Below are 25,138 nucleotides of genomic sequence, written 5' to 3' on the forward strand. Positions count from 1 at the left end.
CCTTTAATTTGCTTTACCCTGATCCGCAATTTTTTTCCATGCATCATCACGCAAGTAAACCGGTAAAGCATGTTCAGCATCAACCCACTGCTTTTGCGCTGCATACACACGTGCAATCGAAGCAATGTCTTGTGCAGTGGCAGTGATTGTTTGATGTTCTGCATCAGTTTGAAGAAGCTTAGCACCCGAACCGATTAAGCAATGCTTTGCATAGGCAGCCGCTTGCTCGTAGTTCATTAATTTTTCTTCATCTATACACTGCATGATGCCTCGCTCATCTAGAACAAAACTTGCAATGTAAACTTCATTCATACGTGCATCGAGTACCGCAGTCACCTGTTCTAAACCTTCAAGTCGGTAAGCCGTTTGTGCTAAAGCCTGTAAGGTAGAAACTGGAATTACTGGTAAATCTTGTGACCAAGCTAAAGCCTGAGCAACAGCAGCATTAATTCGAACACCACTAAAAGAACCGGGCCCTCGACTAAAGGCAATTGCATCTAAACCAGCTACGTCAAGTCCAGTTTGTTGTAACCCTTGCTCAATCATTGGCAAAATGGTCTGGGTTTGTGCTTTCGCTCGCGTATCGAGTTGGAAAAAGAGTTCTTGGGTTTCATCGATTAATGAAATGGAACATTGCTCGTTTGCAGTTTCCAACGCCAGCAGTTTCATGCACAACCTTAGTATTCAATCAGATTAAAAACGGAAGTTATGATACCCCACTCGGCTCTGATAGGCGAGTTGTTCCTATCTAAATAAAAATGCCAAGCTGGTGCTTGGCATAGAAAATATCTCGCTAAAATTTTAAAAGTGGAATTCTTTCAAATCGGTATAGCTTTTAAAGTGTTCAGCATAATGTAGTGCGCTCAAGCGTATTTTTGCTGCGCCTTCTTCATCTAAAGTTTTTACAATTTTTCCAGGTGAGCCCATTACCACTGAGTTATCTGGAATCACTTTACCTTCCGGTATTAAAGCATTAGCACCAATAATACAGTTCTTACCAATCACAGCTCGATTTAAAATGACGGCGTTCATACCAATCAAACTGTTATCGCCAATTGTACAACCATGCAACATGACTTTATGTCCAACGGTGACATATTCGCCAATATTTAGCTCAAGGCCCGCATCAGTATGTAATACCGAATTTTCTTGAATATTAGAAAAATTACCAATCCGAACGACACAATTATCGGCACGCACTACAGCACCAAACCAAATACTGACCTGACGGCCTAGTTCTACTTGTCCAATAAGCGTTGCGGTTGGAGCAACCCAGCCATCCCATGGCTCATGTAAGGCTTTTGGATGCTGCCCTTGATAGCTATACATCATAATTTATCAGTCCTGATCTTTATTTTTTATGAGAAAATTTTGGCATTCCAAACGTTGGTGCATTCAGTAGAAATGGCCATTCTTTTTGGTAGCCTAAACCATATTTAAATAAGGCAATTAACATTCGCGCTGTGAGACCCCAAATAATTTCATTATCAATCTGCAAGCTTGGGAAGTATAAAGATTGATGAGCATATCGCACTTCATATGGCGTCGGACGCGTCTCTATAAGTTGCTGTAAAGGCACAAAGAAAATTCGATCAATTTCGGTGGGCTGAGGAATTAAAGTTACCTCAGGAGGAATAAGCCCAACAATCGGTTTTACAGACAAGCCACTTCTTGCACGTTGCATCGGCAAATCGCCTAACAACTGCACATCAAACGGATTTAAAGCCGTCTCTTCTTGAGCTTCTCTTAGCGCTACAACGATATTACTAGTATCACTAGGGTCACGCTTGCCACCAGGAAAAGAAACTTCCCCCGCATGGTTGTTCATATGTATTGAACGACGTGTAAGCAGTACCTTAGGATTATTTTCATTCGTAATCGCAATAAGTACCGCAGCTTGTGCTTCTTGTATGCGGGTGGAAAAGCGCAATCTTTGCTGTAACTTTTGTGTTAGCAAGTGCTCTTCCATACCATTCACCTATTATTCTGTCTCTCTTTGCATCATATCTGAAAATCAAACTTAGGGAATAGAGTTGATGCGTAAGTCTAAAAATTCAGTTATGCTGAGGCATCTCTATACTCGATGATAATTATGAGTTTCTGTGTAGCGTGTGGGCATAAAACCGAACAAAAAATTCCTTTAGGTGATCATAAAGTACGCCGTGTTTGTACTCATTGTGGAAATATTCACTATGAAAACCCCAAAGTAATCTGCGGTGCCTTAGCGTTATGGGAAGACAAAGTACTACTTTGTCGTCGCGCGATTGAACCTCGTTATGGCTTATGGACTTTGCCTGCGGGTTATATGGAATTATTCGAGACGATGGAACAAGGTGCGGCGCGTGAAACTCGTGAAGAGGCAGAAGCCGAGATTGAAATAGAACAACTTTATTGCATGTATAATATTCCCCGTATTGGGCAAATTTATGTACTTTTCAAAGCACAGCTGAAAGATGGCCTTTTTGGTGCTGGCGAAGAAAGTATCGAATGTCGACTGTTTGAAGAACATGAAATCCCATGGGGTGAACTTGCCTTTCCTAGTGTTGAACACACATTAAGACATTATTTCGAAGACCGTAAACAACAAGTTTTTCCAACACATCTAGAGACGTTAGGAACTCGTTTAGACCATACAGGTTAATTTAGTTAATAAAAAAAGACCGCTTTCGCGGTCTTTTTTATGGTTTTTATTTTGTCTTAATTTGATAACAATCAGCCGTTCTAATCGTTATCGTTCCACTCATTCGCTCAGCTAAAGCTTTATCCTCTTCTGTAGGAGCGGGGCTCACATCCTTAATATTATTATACACTCGTTGATAGAAGGCATATGGATTTAACCATGAAACTGTCTTGTTATCATAAGTTGTAAGGTTAATACCATTTAACTGCCCTTGTAATAAGTTGGCAACGTTAATTTTTGCTCCACTTACAATGAGTGTCTGACCGCCTGTCTCGGTAGTAGCTTGAACAACATTCGAGTTTAACCCCGCCATAATACCATTGAGCTTACCTAGTTTAGGTTCAGAAAAAATCATTTTTACTGTAATTGATTTATCATTTGAAGCAGACTCAGTACCACCCGTTGTCCCTATGCGATACTGTTGAACGCCATTGTTATCAATTAAAGTATTATCTGAAACAACTCCACATTGGCCAGACATATCCGTTGCTGTCGCATTAGGTTTAATATCAGTACGAATGTCACCATTTTCATCAATCACAATACCTAAATCGATTGGTGAAATTCCAGCAGTATCAAATTTAATATTTAAAGTACCATATAACGGGAAAATATAAGTTTGCCCTGAGCTCACATTTTTTGAAGTTCTAAAGATATCCTTTGCAAGATAACTTGCTGGAGTTACTTTATAGATGTCTAGCGAACCATTATAGTTTTGGTTGCCTATACCTTGACGCCATAGCGCATAGTGTTGAGGATTTGGTGTTTTACTATTTATTGCCCCTAAATATAGACTTTCACGACCGGCAATAAACGAATCATTTAATAATTTACCTTGATAAATTAGTAAATCTTCACTGGTATTAGCTGAGGCTTTTAAATGGAATGGTTGTGTTGATTTAATCTCAGCTTGCAATGGATCGAGCCATGTGGTTTGAGCATTTGCTGTAAGTTGCGCTGGCTTAGATTTAGTTAATACTTCCATTACAGCCGTAACTGTTGAGTTACTGGTAGTCGTACTTGTTCCTTTCCATTGTAAACCATAACCAAATGTATAGCCTTGACGATCTGATAGTAAAAATAAATTGCCTATCACGTGTTGGGTATTGGCAGCATTTTTTGGGCAATCTGCTAAATTAGCTAAATTACACCCATAAAAATTTTCTGAAATTAAGTTTGGTTTGGCTAAGGTCAAGTAATCTGATTGATATAAACCGACTAAACTTAAATGAGCTAATTGAGTTACTAAAGCAAAAGCTTGATTATCATCAATTTGGCTAACATCTAGCCAAGGTTTCAAAATACCAGCGTATGCACCACTTTTCCACTCAGCAGCAGTAATATTTTGAAGTACAACATTTAACGTGTTTTTCTTATCTTCAGTAAATAGTGTAGGTTGTATATCTCCAACAACATTATCACCACGCTCTATACCAACGCTTTGAAATAATTTAACCAAGGCCATCGCTACACGAATGGTAGGATCATCTTGACTTAATGAAACCGGTGCTACCCCCGTTAAAGCCGTTGCCATATCGATAACTTTTAAACGTGGTGAGACAATCACTTTAATTTTTGAAATATTATCTAAATTGATAGAACCTAAATCGATCTTTGTTTTAGTTTGAGTACCTTGTAAAAAGAAGTTTGCGGTATCACCAATTTTACATGTACCAACAACACTGTTTCCCGAAGCTTTAGTGACAAAACTCTGATTTGCAGCACTACTACAGGTAAAATTTAGACCAGCAACCGGATAATCGAGTGAAAACTCTAAACAATCATTGCTTGATGCAGCGCAACTTCCATTTGCATTTGAATTACCAGAACCACTTGTAGGATCTTCATTAATGGTTGAGCTACCACCGCCACAACCATTCAGCATCATTGCTAATGTGGTTAATGCAAAAGGCCATAATAATTTTTTATTCATTAGATACCCTACTTATTTTTAACGTAATACTGAAATTTGAATCTGTCCCTGATTAGATAACTCGTGTTCTGCTACATCTACAGAGGAAGATAACGGAGTTAACATCATATAACGTGCATGAGGTGGCACCCTTAAAGTACCTTGAATCGATGCATGTTGTAATATTGTAGAAGGATAAGACTTGCTCTTAAAACCACTTGCACCTTCTAAAATACAACCCTTCTCATCTAAGAATATAGCTAAAGGCCAATAATATAGAGGTGCGGAATTACTCGCTGCAAATGACATAAGTTGTAAATGTTGTACAGATGAATCTAGTTTTACCAACTCATATTCAAACTTTTCTTTTAATGGCTTTCGAGGCCATAAATTTACTTCTTTTTTAGCTCCAAGCACTTTGATTGACTTTTTATAGCCTTGAACAAAACATTTATCTTGCTCAAAAGTCGTTTCTAATTCTTTTTGAGACAGACGTATATAAGTTGGAGCTAAAACAATCGCTCCTTGATCTTCCTGAGTTTGCTTATTAAACAATTGTTCTAAGGTAGACTGGCTTACACCTTTTTTTCTTTCGATAAACTCTGTTCTTCCAAGTCCATCCGGCATAACATAAAAGCGTTTTTTACCTTCAAGATTAAATTCCTGATCTTCAAGATATTCATTATTTACATACTCTACGCCATCAATACTTGTAAATTTAGATTTATCTTTTGAAGAATCCGAATTTGCGCCAGCCTGTGTGGTAGTTGGCATAGATAAAGAAGAGCTATCAACTTTCTTTACTTCTTCACTCATTATTCTAGAAGGACTACTTTGACTCTTTAGTACTCTAGCAACATTCGTTTGTTCCTTAATTTCTCCCTGATTAGGCTTAATATGAGTTAAGGAATGCTTAGGTGCAGGCGGTGCAGTCGGTGCAGTCGGTGCAGTCGGTGCAGTCGGTGCAGTCGGTGCAGTCGGTGCAGTCGGTGCAGTCGGTGCAGTCGGTGCAGTCGGTGCAGTCGGTGCAGTATTTAATTTGTCTTGGACATGTTGTTCCAGTTTTTTCGGTAAATTTTTAATTTGTTCTTTTTCTTTAGATGTTTTTTGTGCAGAATCTACTATAGGTTGATTCTGCTGAGTTTGTGGTTTTCTTTCCTCTATTTTAGGGATAGGTTGTTTTTTCTGATCAATTCTTTTACTCGGCACAATCATTGGGCGACCATCTGGACCAATGATTGTATAGAAACCATCTGCATAAGATACAGAAACGCTTGCTATCGCAATGCATAAAGCCGAAATAGCAAATTTAGGTCGAAACATCCATTTATATTGTTTTACCATTTTGTTCTATAGCTCAAACCAAGTACTGTAACTTTTGTATTCGTTTTTACATCTAAGCCAGAATAAGGGTTTAATAAAATATTATCGACACCACATTTATTCGATAAAGTACTCGTACAAGCTGGAATGTTATCACGACTACGAAGGAACCCTACTGAAAGATCTAAATCTGTATCTGCATCAAAACGATACCCTAACCCGAGACCAAATAATTGCGCATTATTGATCGGAACCATAGTATTGCGTTTATCATTAGGTATTGAACTGGCACGCGGCTCATAACCAGCCCTTAATTTCAAACGATCAGTTGCTGAATATTCAAGGCCAATTCCCCAGCTCCACGGCGAAGTGAATTTCAATGGTAATGCTAATGAGTTATCAGTAACGTCATTAGATAAAAGTTTAGCTACTTTTAATAAGGTGATTTGGCGGTCAAACTCAAATTTAAATTTATTCCATGCAGAATAATCAGTCCATCCTACATCAAAGTTAACTTGTAAATCTGGTAATATTTTATATTTAATACCTGCTTGGAAATGTGCTGGATATTCAAGATCCATTGCAACCAAACCTGATTCTATATCAGGGACATAACCAGGTAGACCAAGAATAGCAGCTAAAATTTGCCCCGTAGCAGATGAGTTAAGGCCTTTTATAAGTTCTTGGGGAGCCTTCGCATTATCAATCAGATATTTTCCTTTTAAACGCATTTTGGCAGCACTTTGATATACCATACCAAAACCAAAATCGTCTGTTGGTTCCCAAAGTAAGCCTAAGTTATAGCTTGGACTTAATGATTGTTCTAATGAAACTTGTAATGCCCCCATTTTATTAAATGGATTCATACCTTCTTGGGCATTACACATACCAAATAATAGTAAATCAGTAATCATGTCACTATTATTTTTAAAGGGAGCACACACAACTTCATCAACCATACGCAATACACCAATCATCTCATTCGGAAAACGTAAATCAGTTTTCAGTGCGATTGCGTTATAGGACATCCCTACGGAAGCACCAATCGATAAATGATCATTTACCTGATAACCGAAAGATGGGGATAAGTAGGTGATCCGCTCAACTGCAACTTGTTGGCCCATATAGTTACCTGGATTACCATTCTCTGCCCCAAAACCTGCGACTAATGGAGCATACATGGCGGTCGCGTAGGTAATTTTTGAACCTGGTGGTTTATAGGCAATTCCTGCTGTAGGAGCAACTAGTGGATAACCAGCTCCGAGATCTACCATTTTTTTAAGAATAGGTACATACAGGCTCGCGTACTCCACATCACCATGTACTGTCCCTTTAAAATCTGTACAAATATTAGCTGAAACCTCAGGACCATCATTACAAACGAGAGGGTCATCTGAATAACCAAAGATGTTATAACCAGGTGGAGCTGAAAACTCACGCTGAATATCAAAGTTAGCAAGGATCCCCTGCACATCTGTTTGCAGGCCATCAATTTTTGCTAAAGCTGCAGGGTTAAAATGAACTGCACTAATACCAGGGGGGTCTGCAGTTACAGCATTCCCCATCGATAGTGAGCGAATATCAACAGCTAAGTTTTGTCCTAATTGAGCATTGGCAAAGCTAGAAAAACCGGAGATAACAATTGCCGCCGTTAAAGGACATAATTTAGGATATTTCACCTGCATATCTCCTTATTTTTGTTTTTTATTAAAACCTAAAATATCTAACGGGAATGACAGACCAAGTGAAATATCTGGTGCATCTTCAGTTAAACCAATACCAACCGTACCGTTAACGATCGTTTCAGGCGAAACCCGAACACCTAAAGCAAAAGACAACATCGCACTACTTTGATCAGGTGATTTATAGCTTTCTCCATTTTCAAACTGGAATTCGGCATCCATATTGAAACTTTGCTGATATGACATGGTTAAAGACACGTCATAGTTAAATGAGTAAGCAAAGCCAAATGAGAAACCACCACTAATTCCTGGATCAAAAGATTCTAAAGTACGATTATTACCACGTACCTGATTTAAACCAGACTCCTTAAAACCATAATTGGCAGAGGCAGAAGCGAAGAGAACGACTGGATCAATATATTTACGGGTACTGGCCCCTACACCAACCGAGTAATAACCTTTACCCGTTGATAGCTCATCTAAACCAATCTCATAAGGGCTATCCCCTGTTTTTGTAGAGACACTACCAAAAAGAACCAAGGGTAAACGGCCTTGTTTTAAAGGAAATGGTTCCCAACGCGCACCAAGTGAAATATCACCCAATCCTGCAGTTGTTGTATCTCGAATAATTTCAGACTTTGCTACAAAAGGAAGAGTTGCGGATAAAGTTAAGTTATCCAATACCCCATATTGAAAAGTAAAACTATTCGTTAATGTATGGTTTGCATCTTCTTCAACACGTAAACGATTAAGCTGAGATGAATTATCTGCTAAAGCCAAATCAATTCGAGTATCGCGATAATAGGTATAATCGAGATCATAATAAGAAGAAATTACGCCCTTCTTAATCAAAGAGTATTGACGTTCATTTGAAGTAAATACCTCTTGTAAATTTGTCTCTTGAGTTGCATCACCTTCTTTCTTCTGTAGGGCGTTAGCAGCTTGATTTGCCCCGCTATTATTTTCAGATACATTCTCTGTAGAAGGTGTTTCAGAAGCTTGTGTTCCCGCATCTGTACCAACAGAAGAAGAATTTGTTGCTTCAGCAGCTAGAGAATTTACCTCGACTCCTGCATCCGTGCTCTGATTCGATAATTCTACCTGTGTTTGTTGTACCTGATCTTCGGCATAAATTGTCCCTGTAATGGCGCTCATACTTAAAGCCAACACACTCATATTTATCCATCGATTATTCATGTTTTTCCTACCCAATTTATTTATTTTACTAACTTTAAATTTGACTATTTACGTTTGTAATAAAGCCGCATATAGGTTTCTATCGGCTGTCCATAAGTCGCAGAATGATTATCGTTATCCAAGACACGTCTCATAGTTGAAGCTTTGTTTGCTAAACGATCATAATTAAACGCCGGATATTGCACATCAACAAAAGCATATCTATTGACCGTTGCGTCTTCCACATGGCGCATATCTGCATCTTTTAACGCCAATAAGTCTTTACGCTGTGATTCAGGAACAGAAATAACAAATAAAGTATTATTATCCCAAATTTCTTTAAAACGTCCCTCATCAAAACTGATATTCCCTAAAGCAGGGTCAGCTACGTATACTCGTCCATCTTTATAAGCTTTATATACGACAAAATGTTTAAAACCAGCATATGAAATAGGCACAATTGCTGGCTGCCCCAGTTTGACTAAATCAGAAAAGTCACCTCGATAACCACCGCTTTCTAAACCAATTGCTGTGACAAAGCGCTTCATATCAAGTAATGAGAAACTTCGACGCTCAATAATACGTTGATATTCGCCATACTGAAGCAAACCACTCATTGTTTGCTGTTCAGTTAAGCTCGTTCCAACATAGCCGTTTAATAAAGTCGTAAGTGCAGCAGAACCACAGCTATAATCATAGGCTTGTCGAACAATGCCACGAAACTGGTCTTCAACAGCTGGTTTTATGGTGACAGGTTCAATATGGTTTCGATGAAATGATAAATTACGTGAATCGGCAGTCTCTGTATAATAAACAGTTCCCGGCGGCTTTTTTTCTATTTCGAAGGCTTCTGTCGCAAAGTAATACATCAATGCTGAGCCTAAAACTATCTCTAACATAAGCACTTGGTCTAAATGGTGGCCTACCGGCCTTATTCATTTTATTCTTAGAGCAATAGCTCTACATCCCTGTGTGTTGAAGATACCTTTTTTTTTTGTAAAAAACAGCTTTTTTTTAATCTTTTTGATGAATGCATAGTTTTACATTTATAAACTGATAATTAATTCTCATTTCAAATGTTTTATAATCTTTCTTATTATATAAGCTAATATTATTTAAACAGAAAAGCGTAGATATTAGTTTTATTAAGATAAATAAAAAAGCGCGTATAAACGCGCTTTTTATCAGCCTTTAAATTAGTGACCAGAAATAGTAATTGTAGAAGTTCCTACATTTAAACCTTGGATTTCTAAGTCACCAATTGAAGCATTACCCGCTGCACCTAGGTGTACGCCCTGTGCATAAACGTTCATACCTTGTGTACTGTTATTTTGGATACGTAAACCTGTAGGAACAACAGAAATGTTCGCATTCACATCCAAGTCACCAGTTGTATTACCCGCACCCGCACCACGAACCATTACTTTGTCTAGGACAATTTTACCACCACCAGCAGCATCATTAATACCGAAGTTAGATAGTGTTAAACCACCTTTTAAGCTAGAATTCACTTTGATCATCGCGCCTTGCGGAGTTGAACCTAACTGAACATTTGCAGAAATTTGACCCAAAGATAGATCTAAGCCAGAAATAATTTCAGTTGGAGCTGTTTCAGTAATACCACGTACAGCAGTAGTCGTATTTAATGTACCAGAAGTACCTACGCCAATTGAACCTACATGTACATCAACTGCGCCCACTGTTGCTGCAACGTTTAAGAAAGCACCATTTGAATCTGCAGCACCATTTGTATCAATTTTTAAATCTAAAAGATTACCTGTACCTTTTTGAGTTACCGTAACACCACTAATTGCGATTGAACCCGCTGTACCTGAAGCACCAGTGATACCAGTAGCTGACGCTAAACCATCATTATCATGTAGGTATAGCTTATCGATAGAAATACCACTAGAACCCAAAGCAATACCGATATTAATACCATCTTGACCTGTAGCAGCACTAAGCGCTGCATCATCCATTGATTGCATTGCCATTGCATTTGCACTGATAGCTAAAGAAGAAACTAAAGCAAGTTTAGTGAACATTTTCATTGAGCACTCTCCCAAGAGCATTTATTTTTTGACTTTAACCACTCTCACTGTCTCAAGTTGCATTTTTCTTTTATGGCAACCGAAACTTCCAATCCTTGAGTAGTTTTGCTTAGCAATTACTAAATTACAGCTGCGTTAATTTTTGTTCAACTACTGTAATACATTTTTTGCCAATTACCCGACAAACGGTACGGTGTCTGACTAACTAAAAAGCTTTATTACTACTCTGAAGGCTGAAGGATAATTTGGTTATTTTTTCCACGAAATGTTAGGGTCTTCTCACTCAACTGCCTGTTGAACTCTAACTTGTAGTAAACTATGCCACCTCTTCCAAACTCTCACATGTTTAAAATGTCTCATTTAAAGAAAAAAATCTCTTTAGAAAGCTATTACTCTGCTGCCGATATTTTAAAAAAATTAGAAGAGTTAACTGGACTTGTATATCTTCAAGATGATAACAACCCTATTATTGGTTTTTTGCCAAAAAATTATTTAATCACTCAAAACAACCAAAACTTTTTATTCACTAAAACTGATTTAAATAAATATAAGCTTTCATCTTATATAGAAAATCTTTTAGATTTTACACAATTCCAATCTCAAGAAATAGAAAATAGCAATAGAGAAAAAATAAGTTTTAAGGGTGGATATATTGGTTTTATTAGCTATGACTTTTCTGCACATCAATTTATAAATAATCAATCACATAAACAACCGTCTTTATTTATAGGTTCCTATTATTCTTTTATTAAAAAAATAAATAATGAATGGTATTTTTTTAGCGATGAATATAATGCTTTTGAAATTTTTAACTATCTTTCAGCTCTACTCAATAAACCTTCTAGCAAACTACAAAAAAACAATTTTAAACTAGAACAAAATATTCATCCTCGCTGGTCTAAAAATACATACTTAACAGCTTTTCATAAAATACAAGAATATATTAAGGCAGGAGATTGTTATCAAATTAACCTTACTCAAGAATTCAAAGCGAATTTTACTGGTTCGTTATTAAATAAAGCAGATGAGCTATGGAATTTAACCAATGCACCATATTCTGGTTATTTAAAATTAACAGAATTTGAGTTGTTAAGTTGCTCTCCTGAATTATTTATTGAATTTAATGTAGATAAACAAATTAAAACCAGACCCATTAAAGGTACAATGCCTCGTTATGAAAATAAAGAGCAGGATTTACTTTCAAAACAAACTTTAAAAAATTCTAAAAAAGATCAAGCAGAAAATGTGATGATCGTTGATCTATTACGTAATGATTTGAGCATTTATGCCAATACAGGTTCGGTAAAAACAACAAAACTATTTGAAATTGAGAGCTTCAATCAAGTTCATCATATGGTGAGTGAGATTACGGCTACACTTAAAAATGATATTAATCCTATGCAGATGTTACTCACTGCTTTACCAGGAGGGTCAATTACAGGAGCTCCTAAAATTCGGGCAATGCAAATTATTGAAGAGCTAGAAGGCGCACCTCGGGGAGCATATTGCGGCACTTTAGGATATTTTAATTTCGATGGTACTGGACGCTGGAATATTTTAATTCGTAGTTTTCAACAATATCAAAACCAGCTCTCTATTTGGGCAGGCGGCGGTATTACTATTGCTTCAGAGGCTGAGGCTGAATATCAGGAAAGTCTTGATAAAATCTCTGCTATGCTGAATTTGATGAACAGCACAGCAGAATAAGTATTAAAGAATATCTTGCTTCAAAGTTTGAATTAAACGCGCGTTTTGCTCATCAGTTCCAACCGTGATACGTAAAAACTGATTAATGCGAGGCTTATTGAAGTAACGAACAATAATGCCCTGCTCACGTAATTTTTGTGCAAGTTGCCCAGCATCATGCTGTGAATGCGTAGCAAAAATAAAATTCGCTTTCGATGGCAAAACGTTAAAACCAAGTTCAGTTAAATCACGAACAAGTTTCTCTCGACTTGTTATAACTTTTTGGCACTGCTCTTCAAAATAAGCTTGGTCTTCAAAAGAAGCTACCGCTGCTGCAATAGCAAAGCGATCAATTGGATATGAATTAAAACTATTTTTTACAGCCTCAAGTGCTGCAATCAAGTGCGACTGAGCAATCGCAAACCCGACTCGTAGGCCTGCTAAAGAACGAGACTTTGAAGTCGTTTGGCATACCACAAGATTTTCATAGCGGTTTATCAAACTTACAGCTGACTCAGCACCAAAATCAACATAAGCTTCATCAATCACAACCACGCGGTCCGGATTTGCCTGTAATACTTGTTCGATTTCTGCCAAGCTGAGCGCAATACTTGTTGGTGCATTTGGGTTGGTAATAATAACCCCACCATTTGGCTGGGTATAATCTCGCACATCAATTTCGAAATTCTCATTGAGAGGAATTTCTTTTGTTTTTGTACCAAAAAATTGGCTATAAACTGGATAGAAACTATAAGTGATGTCCGGATACAGGATTGGTTCATCTTGAAGAAAAAATGCTTTAAAGATATGAGCCAATACCTCATCAGAACCGTTACCTACAAAAACTTGAGATACATCAATATTCTGTTGTTTCGCAATTGCTTGCTTTAACGCTGTCGCATCCGGATCTGGATATAGACGCAGCACATCGGCTTGTTCATGTAACACCGCTTGAACTGCTTCTACTACTTTTGGTGATGGTGGATACGGGTTTTCATTGGTATTTAACTTTAATAGATTCTGGATTTTAGGTTGTTCACCTGGCACATACGGCTCTAATTCACGAACCTCAGGACTCCAAAAACGCATTTGTGCTGTAGATACAGTCATTGTCTTATCTCAAAAAAGGGCTGAAAGTCAGCCCTGAATAATCATTAAAAACACTATTAGGCTTAAAACTTATTGATAACGATAACGCGCCGAGCGTGCATGGGCATCGAGATTTTCTTGAACAGCAAGTACGTCAGCTGTTTTAGCCAAAGTCTTAACACCATCTTTTGAACACATGATCAAACTAGAGCGCTTTTGAAAATCATATACACCAAGTGGCGAAGAGAAACGAGCTGTGCCAGATGTTGGTAATACGTGGTTTGGGCCAGCACAATAATCACCAATTGCTTCAGGTGTATAGCGACCCATAAAAATTGCCCCTGCATGACGAATATCTAGGCTCATCGCTTCGGCATCATCAAGACATAATTCCAAATGCTCTGGTGCAACCTGATTAATCAAATCAACTGCTTCAGCACGGTCTTTTACCAAAACTAATGCACCACGATTTTCAATCGATGTACGCGCAATCTCGGCTTTAGGCAATTCATTTAAATGTTTCTCAATTGCAGACTCTACTGCTTCTAATAATGCTTCATCTGGAGTAATGAAAATAGCTTGAGCTACTGTGTCATGTTCAGCCTGAGATAATACATCCATCGCTAACCATTCAGCATTATTCACACCTTCTGCATAAACTAATATTTCAGAAGGTCCAGCAATCATGTCGATACCCACCTGACCAAATACAGCACGTTTAGCAGCTGCCACAAATCGGTTTCCAGGACCAGTAATTTTATCAACACGTGGAACAGTTTGAGTACCATAAGCTAAAGCAGCAACAGCTTGTGCCCCACCAATGGTAAATACTCGGCTAACACCTGCTAGATAGGCGGCAGCTAAAACGAGTGGATTTAGTTCACCATTTGGCGCTGGCACAACCATAATAATTTCAGGTACACCGGCCACATGTGCTGGTACCGCATTCATAAGTACAGATGAAGGATAAGATGCAAGTCCGCCTGGTACATAAATACCAACACGGTCAAGTGGAGTCACTTTTTGTCCTAGGGTATTACCCAAATCATCCACATAAGTCCAGCTATCTTGTCTTTGAGCTTCATGAAAAGTACGAATACGATCAGCTGCAAGTTGCAGGGCTTCACGAATCTCTTGATTTAAACCATCAAAAGCAGCTTTAAGTTGTTGTTGAGACAATTCTAGATCGGAAAATTGATGCGCTGGATGTCGATCGAACTGTTGAGTAAGTTTTAAAACATGATCATCACCATACTGACGAACATCAGTAATAATTTGATCTACTGTTTGAACTAAATTAGGATCATTAACGGTTTCAAAAGCTAAAAGCTCAGCAAAAACCTGTTTGAAGTTCTGATCTTGAGTCGATAAACGTCGCATCAATTTACCCACAAGGCGAAAAAGAAAAACCAAGTTTACTCTTTTTCTAAGCTCTTGTGGGCATCATATCTACAACTATCGCAAAAGCATGATAGGAAATTACTTTTAACGTGATTGAACAGCTTGTTCAAGTTGGGAAATGATTGGGTTCAATAAAACTTGTTTACGCTTAAAGCTCGCTTTATTGACAATAAGACGTGAAGATACTTTGCAAATTTCTTCTAATGGCTCAAGGCCATTTGCTCGTAAAGTATTTCCAGTATCCACTACGTCAACAATATAATCGCCCAAACCAACTAATGGTGCTAACTCCATAGAACCATAAAGTTTAATAACATCCACCTGCTCGCCTAAGCTCGCATAATATTGACGTGTAAGATTGACATACTTAGTGGCAATTTTTAAACGACCTTTTGGGCGTTCCATTCCTACTTTACCAGCAGTCATTAATTTACATTTCGCAATCTGCAGGTCCAATAACTCATAGACATGCTGAGCGCCATGTTCCATAAGTACATCTTTACCAGCTACACCTAAGTCAGCTGCACCATTCTCAACATAAGTTGGCACATCAGATGCACGTAAAATTAAAATACGAACCTGCTTATGTGTGGTTGGAAAAATTAACTTACGCGATTTTTCCGGGTCTTCAAGCAAGTTAATACCGGCTGTAGCAAGTAAAGGTAAAGTTTCTTTTAAAATACGTCCTTTACTCAGTGCCAAGGTCAAACCATGATCAAAATTACCCATTACGTTAAAATTAGGATCATCGTTTCTTACGTCATTCATTAACTTACTCGCTTAATTTTGGCACCTAAACCTTGAAGTTTTTCTTCGACATGCTCATAACCACGGTCAATATGGTAGATACGGTCAATTAATGTATCACCTTCAGCAACCAAAGCCGCTAAAACCAAAGAGAATGAAGCACGTAAATCTGTTGCCATTACAGGTGCTGCCTGTAATTTTTCAACACCAGTCACAACAGCATCATGGCCTTCGACCTGAATATTAGCACCCATACGTGACAATTCAGGAACATGCATGAAACGATTTTCAAAAATGGTCTCAGAAATCGTTGCAAACCCGCGGCCAATTGCATTTACAGCCATAATTTGTGCTTGCATGTCGGTCGGGAATTCTGGGTGAGGTAATGTTCTAAAGCTTACTGCTTTAGGACGCTTACCCAACATATCCAATTCAATCCAGTCATCGCCACGGGTAACTTCAGCACCCATTTCTTCAAACTTATCTAAAACAGCCTCAAGCAATGAAGGATCTGTATGGGTGGTTTTTACACGTCCACCAGTAATCGCAGCAGCAGCTAAGTAAGAACCTGTTTCGATGCGGTCTGCAACAACTGCATATTCACAGCCATGTAGACTTTCTACACCAGTAACAACCAATGTATCCGTATCTAAACCTTCAATTTTTGCGCCCATTTTAATAAGCATTTGCGCAAGATCAGTAATTTCAGGTTCACGTGCAGCATTACGAATTGTGGTTACACCGTCTGCCAAAGCAGCTGCCATTAAAATATTTTCGGTACCACCAACAGTAACCATATCAAAAACCACTTCGCCGCCTTTCAGACGACCATCAACAGTGGCATGTACATAACCATTTTCAACTTCGATATGTGCACCCAATGCTTCTAGGGCTTTTAAGTGTTGATCTACTGGACGAGAGCCAATAGCACATCCACCAGGTAATGAAACCTTGGCATTTCCATAACGCGCTAATAATGGCCCTAATACCAAAATAGATGCACGCATTGTTTTGACAAGCTCATAAGGAGCAAACTGGTTATCTAAAGTAGAAGTATCCGCCTTAACCGTGTCATTTTCATAACTAATTGTGACACCCAGTCCACCAATTAATTTCACCAAAGTATTTACATCTTTAAGATTTGGAACATTGGTTAATGTAATTGGAGAGTCAGCAAGAATCATTGCCGCAAGTAACGGTAAAGCCGCATTTTTAGCACCAGAAATGCGTACTTCCCCTTCGAGCTTAACACCGCCCGTGATTAAAAATTTATCCATTAATATTTAAGCTCCGAAAAGGCTTGCTTTGCGCCATTCATCTTTGGTCATCGCACGAATTGTTACGGCATGAACTTCGCCACTTGCAATATAAGTATTTAATGGTGCATAAACTGCTTGTTGGCGGGCAACAGTACGCTTACCTTCAAATTGATCATCCACAATACGGAGGTCAAATTTTCCAGCCTGTCCGCTCACCACTACTTCCGCCTCAGGAAAAGCTTCTTTTAAAATTTGAGTGAGCTGTTCACTATTCATTGCAAAGACCTCTGACACAACCTACGGTGTAAAACGAAGTATTTTACTATAACTTTTTCAAAGAATTCAGTACGTGTTTATATTTTATCAATAAAAAAGAGGCTATATTCCAAGCCTCTCTCAATTATTAAAAACTTATTAAATAGAAACAGCAACTTGAGAATATGTACATTGCATTTTTCGATATTTTAACAATTGTTTTTTTAATTTTTCAGTCAGTTTTTTTATTGAAGTATACATATCATCCGCTGTTGCTTGAGCAAATAGCTCAATTCCAGGTAATCGAACTATCGCTTCAGCCACATGATTAGAGCTACCCTTATGTGAGCGCTTATCAATCTGATGATCTTTCGTTAACTTAATCTGCATACTATTCACCTGATCAAGATGTTTCGTTAACTGATTAAATTTTGCTTTAATATTTTCTTCTATAGCTGGTGTAATTGCTAAATGATGTCCACGAATCGTTATTTGCATAATTCTATCCCTCACCTTTTTGGGTTATATAAAGAAGAACTAAAACGATTTAATGCAATCTAAAAAGATGATTTGGGACAATTAAACCATTTTAGCTACTCCTCTTGGTGAAAATGAAATTTCATTATTTCGTCATAATGAATGAGTAGAATAGCCATACTTCAAAATTTAGATCAAGACTTTTCTCTCGGATGACGATGGAATATGTAACGATTCTCTATATTTTGCTACAGTCCTTCTAGCTACTTCTATTCCCTCCTCTTTCAATAAAGCAGCAATTGCATTATCAGACAAAGGTTTACGCGGATTTTCATTAGAAACTAACTTTTTAATCATTGCCCGAATTGCGGTAGAAGAAGCCTCACCTCCTGTGGTTGTCCCCACATGACTAGAAAAGAAGTATTTCAACTCAAAAAGTCCACGTGGAGTAAGCATATACTTATTTGTGGTAACGCGAGAAACGGTCGACTCATGTAATTCTACTTCTTCTGCAACATCCCTTAGTACTAAGGGTTTCATTGCTTCGGGACCTATTTCAAGAAATGCTTTTTGATGCTCAACAATACAAGTCGCAACTTTTAATAATGTTTTGTGGCGTTCATCAATACTTTTTATAAAATTTTTAGCCTCAAGCATTTGATTACGTAGATATAAATTATCATCACTTTGATCTGCTCTACGAATCATACTCGAATAAAAAGAATTGATTCTTAATTTTGGCATCACATCAGGATTTAACTGAACTTGCCAATGCAAGTCCTTCTTGGCAACGACTACGTCAGGAATTTGATATTCTGATTCTTGCTTTTCAAAGTCCATGCCTGGATAAGGCTTTAATGTTTTTAATAAATCAACTGCAAATTTTAATTGTTCTTTGGAAAGCCCTGTTTGCTTCAATAATTTATTAAGATCATTCGCAATCAGTAATTCGTAATATTGAAGTAGACTTCTGGCTTCTTTCAAATATTCAGTTTCTCGAGGCAAGAACTCCAACTGAACTTTTAAACATTCAGCTAAATTACGAGCTCCAATACCAATTGGATCAAGACGTTGAATATGTTTTAAAACTACTAAAACTTCATCCTCTTCCACTTCCTCATCTATATCCATCTCACTTAATAAATGCTGTACTGCCAAAATAATCTCTTCTAATTCAGCATCCAGAAAACCTTTATCATCTAAAGCATCAACTATGCAATAAGCAATCAACTGATCTATTTTTGAAAAATGCAGCAAGTTCACTTGCTCCAAAATATGTTCTTTAAGCGTCAGGTGAACTTGGCGATTATCTTCACGCTCTTCGAACTCAGGAGTACCCAAAGCAGTGGATTGATGTGTATAAATGTCATCCCATTCAGTATCAACAGGTAAGTCATCAGGTAAGTGATCAGCATTCAACTCTGTTGTAAGGTCATCAGGTTCTTTGTGTTCTAAAGTAGATAAACTTTCTGCTAGTGATTCATCTTCTACTTTTTCAAGTAATGGATTACTATCTAATTGAATTTGGATTTCTTGCTCTAACTCTAGGCTAGAAAGTTGTAGTAAACGGATTGCCTGCTGCAATTGAGGCGTTAACGATAATGAATTCGCAACTTTCAATCCAACAGATAATTTCATATATTTCTCTTTCCAAAAAACAAGCAAAAATCATGCCTATTAATTATTTATAGCATAGAGTAATGATTTATCCTATACATTGACTCATCAATTCATAAGAAAAATAGAAATTTATTTCTTAAAAACGATAGGATTTTTATTCTGTCTTATTCTTTTAGTATCGATGATTCTTTGCAATAATTCTTTATTGATTGATTTTTTGATATAAAAAACACCCCAACCTCTTTTGAGATTGGGGTGTTTAGAATAATGAGCTGGCGATGACTTACTCTCACATGGGTAATCCCACACTACCATCAGCGCTAAGAGGTTTCACTTCTGAGTTCGGGAAGGGATCAGGTGGTTCACTCTTGCTATGGTCGCCAGCACAACTGTTTATGGATACTTGCTTGGGTCTTATTTGATGCCGAAGCGTTTTCCAAATCTGTAACAGACTGGGCTGATTGAATCTTACTTTACTTGTTCATTTTAGCTAGAGGTATAACTAAATCAAGTTGTCTTGCATATTTAAGAATCGATTGATGCTTCATATACAACTGCTTGGGTGTTGTATAGTCAAGCCTCACGAGCAATTAGTATTGGTCAGCTTCACATATCACTATGCTTCCACATCCAACCTATCAACGTCCTAGTCTCGAACGGCTCTTTAGAGGACATAAAGTCCTAGGGAAATCTTATCTTGAGGTAGGCTTCCCGCTTAGATGCTTTCAGCGGTTATCCCTTCCGAACATAGCTACCCGGCGATGCGACTGGCGTCACAACCGGTACACCAGAGGTTCGTCCACTCTGGTCCTCTCGTACTAGGAGCAGATCCTCTCAAATTTCCAGCGCCCACGGTAGATAGGGACCGAACTGTCTCACGACGTTCTAAACCCAGCTCGCGTACCTCTTTAAATGGCGAACAGCCATACCCTTGGGACCTGCTTCAGCCCCAGGATGAGATGAGCCGACATCGAGGTGCCAAACACCGCCGTCGATATGAACTCTTGGGCGGTATCAGCCTGTTATCCCCAGAGTACCTTTTATCCGTTGAGCGATGGCCCTTCCATACAGAACCACCGGATCACTAAGACCTACTTTCGTACCTGCTCGACTTGTGGGTCTCGCAGTTAAGCGCGCTTTTGCCTTTATACTCTACGCGTGATTTCCGACCACGCTGAGCGCACCTTCGTACTCCTCCGTTACTCTTTAGGAGGAGACCGCCCCAGTCAAACTACCCACCAGACACGGTCCTCGTCCCGGATCACGGGACAGAGTTAGAACCTCAACATTACCAGGGTGGTATTTCAAGGACGGCTCCACTGGAACTAGCGTTCCAGCTTCAAAGCCTCCCACCTATCCTACACAAGTAAGGTCAAAGTTCAGTGTCAAGCTGCAGTAAAGGTTCACGGGGTCTTTCCGTCTAGCCGCGGGTACACTGCATCTTCACAGCGATTTCGATTTCACTGAGCCTCTGCTGGAGACAGCGCCGCCATCATTATGCCATTCGTGCAGGTCGGAACTTACCCGACAAGGAATTTCGCTACCTTAGGACCGTTATAGTTACGGCCGCCGTTTACTGGGGCTTCGATCAAGAGCTTCGCTTACGCTAACCCCATCAATTAACCTTCCAGCACCGGGCAGGCATCACACCCTATACGTCCACTTTCGTGTTTGCAGAGTGCTATGTTTTTAATAAACAGTTGCAGCGGCCTGGTTTCTGCGGCTGTCGTCAGCTCAGGAAGCGAGTTCCATCACCAACAACAGCGTACCTTCTCCCGAAGTTACGGTACCATTTTGCCTAGTTCCTTCAGCAGAGTTCTCTCAAGCGCCTTGGTCTACTCGACCTGACCACCTGTGTCGGTTTCGGGTACGATTCCTGTGTAACTGAAGCTTAGAGACTTTTCCTGGAAGCATGGCATCAACCACTTCGCTGTACAAGTACAGCTTGCTATCAGATCTCAGCATAGAGTACCCCGGATTTGCCTAAGATACATGCCTACATCCTTTCACCTGGACAACCAACGCCAGGCTGATTTAGCCTTCTCCGTCCTCTCATCGCATTACACAGAAGTAATGGAATATTAACCATTTTCCCATCGACTACGCCTTTCGGCCTCGCCTTAGGGGTCGACTCACCCAGCCCCGATTAACGTTGGACTGGAACCCTTGGTCTTTCGGCGAACGGGTTTTTCACCCGTTTTGTCGTTACTCACGTCAGCATTCGCACTTCTGATACCTCCAGCATGCTTCTCAACACACCTTCATCGGCTTACAGAACGCTCCCCTACCACGTATACAAAGTATACATCCGCAGCTTCGGCACATAGTTTTAGCCCCGTTACATCTTCCGCGCAGGCCGACTCGACTAGTGAGCTATTACGCTTTCTTTAAAGGGTGGCTGCTTCTAAGCCAACCTCCTAGCTGTCTATGCCTTCCCACATCGTTTCCCACTTAACTATGATTTTGGGGCCTTAGCTGGCGGTCTGGATTGTTTTCCTCTTGACTACGGACGTTAGCACCCGCAGTCTGTCTCCCGGATAGTACTCATAGGTATTCGGAGTTTGCATCGGTTTGGTAAGTCGGGATGACCCCCTAGCCGAAACAGTGCTCTACCCCCTATGGTATTCGTCCGAGGCGCTACCTAAATAGCTTTCGGGGAGAACCAGCTATCACCAGGCTTGATTAGCCTTTCACCCCTATCCACAAGTCATCCCCTGGCTTTTCAACGACAGTGGGTTCGGTCCTCCAGTTAGTGTTACCCAACCTTCAACCTGCTCATGGATAGATCGCCTGGTTTCGGGTCTATACCCAGCAACTAAACGCCCTATTAAGACTCGATTTCTCTACGGCTCCCCTATACGGTTAACCTCGCTACTGAATATAAGTCGCTGACCCATTATACAAAAGGTACGCAGTCACACCACGAAGGTGCTCCCACTGCTTGTATGCATGCGGTTTCAGGATCTATTTCACTCCCCTCACAGGGGTTCTTTTCGCCTTTCCCTCACGGTACTGGTTCACTATCGGTCAGTCAGGAGTATTTAGCCTTGGAGGATGGTCCCCCCATATTCAGACAAGGTTTCACGTGCCTCGCCCTACTCGTCATCATTATGTGTGCCCTTTCGTGTACGGGAATATCACCCTCTACGTTCGCACTTCCCAGAGCGTTCCACTAAAACACACATAACTTAATGGGCTGATCCCCGTTCGCTCGCCGCTACTGAGGGAATCTCAATTGATTTCTTTTCCTAAGGGTACTGAGATGTTTCACTTCCCCTCGTTCGCCTTGCAACACTATGTATTCATGTTGCAATACCTACCTTAAAGTAGGTGGGTTCCCCCATTCAGACATCTCCGGATCAAAGGATATTTGCCGCCTCCCCGGAGCTTTTCGCAGGCTATCACGTCTTTCATCGCCTCTGACTGCCAAGGCATCCACCACATGCACTTAATTACTTGACTATACAACCCCAAACAGTCGATGTTACCTACAAGTTAGTAACTTCAACATTTCAGTTTAGAGCACTGTGCACTTAAGCACCGTACAGCTTCAATCTAAATTCACATACCAAAACGCTTGATTCAGTTAATTTGCTAGTTCTCAATTCATCTAGATTAATTGCTTAACCTAAACTCTTGAGTGAACAATTTATTTCAGACTCAATTTTGCCAATCTGTTAATGAGTTAATGTGTCTTCGTCAGATCACACTAATTACCGTGATAATGAAATCACAGAAGTTAATAAACCAAGATCTCAATCTTTATTTACTAATTTCTGTAATCCGAACTTATCTTAAGTTCTGGTGGAGACTAGGAGAGTCGAACTCCTGACCTCCTGCGTGCAAAGCAGGCGCTCTACCAACTAAGCTAAGTCCCCAGCTTACATCATCAATCATGTATCTTTTATCTATAACTTCAACCAGTCAAAGTCATGGTGGGTCTGACAAGACTTGAACTTGTGACCCCACGCTTATCAAGCGTGTGCTCTAACCAACTGAGCTACAGACCCTCAGATACATCTATGAAGAACAACTTGTTGTGGATTCTTACCAATCGTCAATCTTTCGTTAAGGAGGTGATCCAGCCGCAGGTTCCCCTACGGCTACCTTGTTACGACTTCACCCCAGTCATCGGCCACACCGTGGTAACCGCCCTCTTTGCAGTTAGGCTAGCTACTTCTGGTGCAACAAACTCCCATGGTGTGACGGGCGGTGTGTACAAGGCCCGGGAACGTATTCACCGCGGCATTCTGATCCGCGATTACTAGCGATTCCGACTTCATGGAGTCGAGTTGCAGACTCCAATCCGGACTACGATCGGCTTTTTGAGATTAGCATCACATCGCTGTGTAGCAACCCTTTGTACCGACCATTGTAGCACGTGTGTAGCCCTGGCCGTAAGGGCCATGATGACTTGACGTCGTCCCCGCCTTCCTCCAGTTTGTCACTGGCAGTATCCTTAAAGTTCCCATCCGAAATGCTGGCAAGTAAGGAAAAGGGTTGCGCTCGTTGCGGGACTTAACCCAACATCTCACGACACGAGCTGACGACAGCCATGCAGCACCTGTATCTAGATTCCCGAAGGCACCAATCCATCTCTGGAAAGTTTCTAGTATGTCAAGGCCAGGTAAGGTTCTTCGCGTTGCATCGAATTAAACCACATGCTCCACCGCTTGTGCGGGCCCCCGTCAATTCATTTGAGTTTTAGTCTTGCGACCGTACTCCCCAGGCGGTCTACTTATCGCGTTAGCTGCGCCACTAAAGCCTCAAAGGCCCCAACGGCTAGTAGACATCGTTTACGGCATGGACTACCAGGGTATCTAATCCTGTTTGCTCCCCATGCTTTCGTACCTCAGCGTCAGTATTAGGCCAGATGGCTGCCTTCGCCATCGGTATTCCTCCAGATCTCTACGCATTTCACCGCTACACCTGGAATTCTACCATCCTCTCCCATACTCTAGCTCACCAGTATCGAATGCAATTCCCAAGTTAAGCTCGGGGATTTCACATCCGACTTAATAAGCCGCCTACGCACGCTTTACGCCCAGTAAATCCGATTAACGCTCGCACCCTCTGTATTACCGCGGCTGCTGGCACAGAGTTAGCCGGTGCTTATTCTGCGAGTAACGTCCACTATCCCTAGGTATTAACTAGAGTAGCCTCCTCCTCGCTTAAAGTGCTTTACAACCATAAGGCCTTCTTCACACACGCGGCATGGCTGGATCAGGGTTCCCCCCATTGTCCAATATTCCCCACTGCTGCCTCCCGTAGGAGTCTGGGCCGTGTCTCAGTCCCAGTGTGGCGGATCATCCTCTCAGACCCGCTACAGATCGTCGCCTTGGTAGGCCTTTACCCCACCAACTAGCTAATCCGACTTAGGCTCATCTATTAGCGCAAGGTCCGAAGATCCCCTGCTTTCTCCCGTAGGACGTATGCGGTATTAGCATCCCTTTCGAGATGTTGTCCCCCACTAATAGGCAGATTCCTAAGCATTACTCACCCGTCCGCCGCTAGGTCCAGTAGCAAGCTACCTTCCCCCGCTCGACTTGCATGTGTTAAGCCTGCCGCCAGCGTTCAATCTGAGCCATGATCAAACTCTTCAGTTAAAATCATTTTGCACCTTATTTATAGACAAGGTGCCAATTCTGGCTCATCAATTACTGACTTAAATTTCGCTCAAATAAACTTCGAGTAATTTAAACCAATCAATCAATGAAAATTATTTCGATTAATCAATCAGTAAAAATCCACACAAGTTGTTCTTCAATTCTCTTAATGAT

Annotated in this window: 18 protein-coding genes, 2 tRNA genes and 3 rRNA genes; 2 read left to right on the forward strand and 21 right to left on the reverse strand. The window is 40.1% G+C overall.

Features of this window, described 5'->3' with window-relative positions:
* Window positions 1–3: 3 nt before the first annotated feature.
* From tsaB to MKL36_RS12430, 3 genes are all read right to left on the reverse strand, one after another.
* Window positions 4–669 carry a tRNA (adenosine(37)-N6)-threonylcarbamoyltransferase complex dimerization subunit type 1 TsaB gene (gene tsaB / locus MKL36_RS12420; protein ID WP_021511537.1) on the reverse strand — a complete coding sequence of 222 codons (666 nt, stop codon included), beginning with the start codon at window positions 667–669 and terminating at the stop codon, window positions 4–6.
* A gap of 132 nt (window positions 670–801) precedes the next feature.
* Window positions 802–1,329 carry a gamma carbonic anhydrase family protein gene (locus MKL36_RS12425; RefSeq protein WP_002000137.1) on the reverse strand — a complete coding sequence of 176 codons (528 nt, stop codon included), beginning with the start codon at window positions 1,327–1,329 and terminating at the stop codon, window positions 802–804.
* A 22-nt stretch (window positions 1,330–1,351) separates the two neighbouring features.
* Window positions 1,352–1,978 carry a CoA pyrophosphatase gene (locus MKL36_RS12430; protein ID WP_002000136.1) on the reverse strand — a complete coding sequence of 209 codons (627 nt, stop codon included), beginning with the start codon at window positions 1,976–1,978 and terminating at the stop codon, window positions 1,352–1,354.
* A 114-nt stretch (window positions 1,979–2,092) separates the two neighbouring features.
* Between MKL36_RS12430 and MKL36_RS12435 the strand changes: the two genes are divergently transcribed.
* A complete protein-coding gene (locus tag MKL36_RS12435) occupies window positions 2,093–2,641 on the forward strand; it encodes an NUDIX hydrolase (RefSeq protein ID WP_000006665.1) in 549 nt (182 codons plus the stop codon).
* A gap of 46 nt (window positions 2,642–2,687) precedes the next feature.
* Here MKL36_RS12435 and filF read toward each other — a convergent pair whose 3' ends face one another.
* The 6 genes from filF to filA all read right to left on the reverse strand — a co-directional run bounded on the left by filF (window position 2,688) and on the right by filA (window position 10,824).
* Window positions 2,688–4,613, reverse strand: coding sequence for a putative pilus system protein FilF (filF, locus tag MKL36_RS12440; protein WP_021511538.1), 1,926 nt, complete (start codon window positions 4,611–4,613; stop codon window positions 2,688–2,690).
* Window positions 4,614–4,631: 18 nt separating this feature from the next.
* Window positions 4,632–5,915 carry a putative pilus assembly protein FilE gene (gene filE / locus MKL36_RS12445; RefSeq protein WP_407070904.1) on the reverse strand — a complete coding sequence of 428 codons (1,284 nt, stop codon included), beginning with the start codon at window positions 5,913–5,915 and terminating at the stop codon, window positions 4,632–4,634.
* Window positions 5,916–5,929: 14 nt separating this feature from the next.
* On the reverse strand, window positions 5,930–7,594 hold the full coding sequence (filD, locus tag MKL36_RS12450) for a putative pilus system OmpP1/FadL family transporter FilD (RefSeq protein ID WP_086374032.1): 1,665 nt from the start codon (window positions 7,592–7,594) through the stop codon (window positions 5,930–5,932).
* 12 nt (window positions 7,595–7,606) lie between these two features.
* Complete coding sequence (gene filC / locus MKL36_RS12455) at window positions 7,607–8,794, reverse strand: putative pilus system protein FilC (RefSeq protein ID WP_021511114.1); 1,188 nt, start codon at window positions 8,792–8,794, stop codon at window positions 7,607–7,609.
* Between the two features lie 44 nt (window positions 8,795–8,838).
* Window positions 8,839–9,672 carry a putative pilus system C39 family peptidase FilB gene (gene filB, locus MKL36_RS12460; RefSeq protein WP_002015438.1) on the reverse strand — a complete coding sequence of 278 codons (834 nt, stop codon included), beginning with the start codon at window positions 9,670–9,672 and terminating at the stop codon, window positions 8,839–8,841.
* 297 nt (window positions 9,673–9,969) lie between these two features.
* The gene (gene filA, locus MKL36_RS12465; protein ID WP_000781583.1) at window positions 9,970–10,824 is read right to left on the reverse strand and encodes a putative pilus system protein FilA; all 855 of its coding nucleotides are present in this window, start codon (window positions 10,822–10,824) and stop codon (window positions 9,970–9,972) included.
* 318 nt (window positions 10,825–11,142) lie between these two features.
* Here filA and MKL36_RS12470 point away from each other — a divergent pair, with 318 nt between their 5' ends.
* Entirely contained in the window at window positions 11,143–12,531 is a 1,389-nt protein-coding gene (locus MKL36_RS12470; protein WP_021511113.1) for an anthranilate synthase component I family protein, read from the forward strand.
* 3 nt (window positions 12,532–12,534) lie between these two features.
* Here MKL36_RS12470 and hisC read toward each other — a convergent pair whose 3' ends face one another.
* The 12 genes from hisC to MKL36_RS12530 form a co-directional block, all read right to left on the reverse strand.
* The gene (hisC, locus tag MKL36_RS12475) at window positions 12,535–13,620 is read right to left on the reverse strand and encodes a histidinol-phosphate transaminase (protein WP_021511112.1); all 1,086 of its coding nucleotides are present in this window, start codon (window positions 13,618–13,620) and stop codon (window positions 12,535–12,537) included.
* 69 nt (window positions 13,621–13,689) lie between these two features.
* Window positions 13,690–14,979, reverse strand: a complete 1,290-nt coding sequence (hisD, locus tag MKL36_RS12480) for a histidinol dehydrogenase (protein WP_031222762.1) — start codon at window positions 14,977–14,979, stop codon at window positions 13,690–13,692.
* 105 nt (window positions 14,980–15,084) lie between these two features.
* Window positions 15,085–15,768 carry an ATP phosphoribosyltransferase gene (gene hisG, locus MKL36_RS12485; RefSeq protein WP_001000724.1) on the reverse strand — a complete coding sequence of 228 codons (684 nt, stop codon included), beginning with the start codon at window positions 15,766–15,768 and terminating at the stop codon, window positions 15,085–15,087.
* A complete protein-coding gene (gene murA / locus MKL36_RS12490) occupies window positions 15,768–17,024 on the reverse strand; it encodes a UDP-N-acetylglucosamine 1-carboxyvinyltransferase (protein WP_000357156.1) in 1,257 nt (418 codons plus the stop codon). Before murA ends, hisG begins: the two co-directional genes overlap by 1 nt.
* A gap of 6 nt (window positions 17,025–17,030) precedes the next feature.
* Complete coding sequence (gene ibaG, locus MKL36_RS12495; RefSeq protein WP_001083680.1) at window positions 17,031–17,282, reverse strand: BolA family iron metabolism protein IbaG; 252 nt, start codon at window positions 17,280–17,282, stop codon at window positions 17,031–17,033.
* A gap of 138 nt (window positions 17,283–17,420) precedes the next feature.
* Complete coding sequence (gene hpf, locus MKL36_RS12500; protein WP_001167461.1) at window positions 17,421–17,759, reverse strand: ribosome hibernation-promoting factor, HPF/YfiA family; 339 nt, start codon at window positions 17,757–17,759, stop codon at window positions 17,421–17,423.
* 168 nt (window positions 17,760–17,927) lie between these two features.
* Window positions 17,928–19,376 carry an RNA polymerase factor sigma-54 gene (locus MKL36_RS12505; protein WP_021511110.1) on the reverse strand — a complete coding sequence of 483 codons (1,449 nt, stop codon included), beginning with the start codon at window positions 19,374–19,376 and terminating at the stop codon, window positions 17,928–17,930.
* Window positions 19,377–19,628: 252 nt separating this feature from the next.
* Window positions 19,629–19,743, reverse strand: a 5S ribosomal RNA gene (gene rrf / locus MKL36_RS12510).
* A gap of 184 nt (window positions 19,744–19,927) precedes the next feature.
* A 23S ribosomal RNA gene (locus MKL36_RS12515) occupies window positions 19,928–22,820 on the reverse strand.
* A gap of 340 nt (window positions 22,821–23,160) precedes the next feature.
* Window positions 23,161–23,236, reverse strand: a tRNA-Ala gene (locus MKL36_RS12520).
* A 55-nt stretch (window positions 23,237–23,291) separates the two neighbouring features.
* A tRNA-Ile gene (locus MKL36_RS12525) sits at window positions 23,292–23,368 on the reverse strand.
* 59 nt (window positions 23,369–23,427) lie between these two features.
* Window positions 23,428–24,964: ribosomal RNA gene (locus MKL36_RS12530) — 16S ribosomal RNA — on the reverse strand.
* The 16S, 23S and 5S rRNA genes sit together here with 2 tRNA genes alongside, the layout of an rRNA operon.
* Window positions 24,965–25,138: the final 174 nt, after the last annotated feature.

It is taken from the genome of Acinetobacter sp. AOR12_HL (genome assembly GCF_027855275.1).
In the GTDB taxonomy this organism is placed as follows: domain Bacteria; phylum Pseudomonadota; class Gammaproteobacteria; order Pseudomonadales; family Moraxellaceae; genus Acinetobacter; species Acinetobacter baumannii.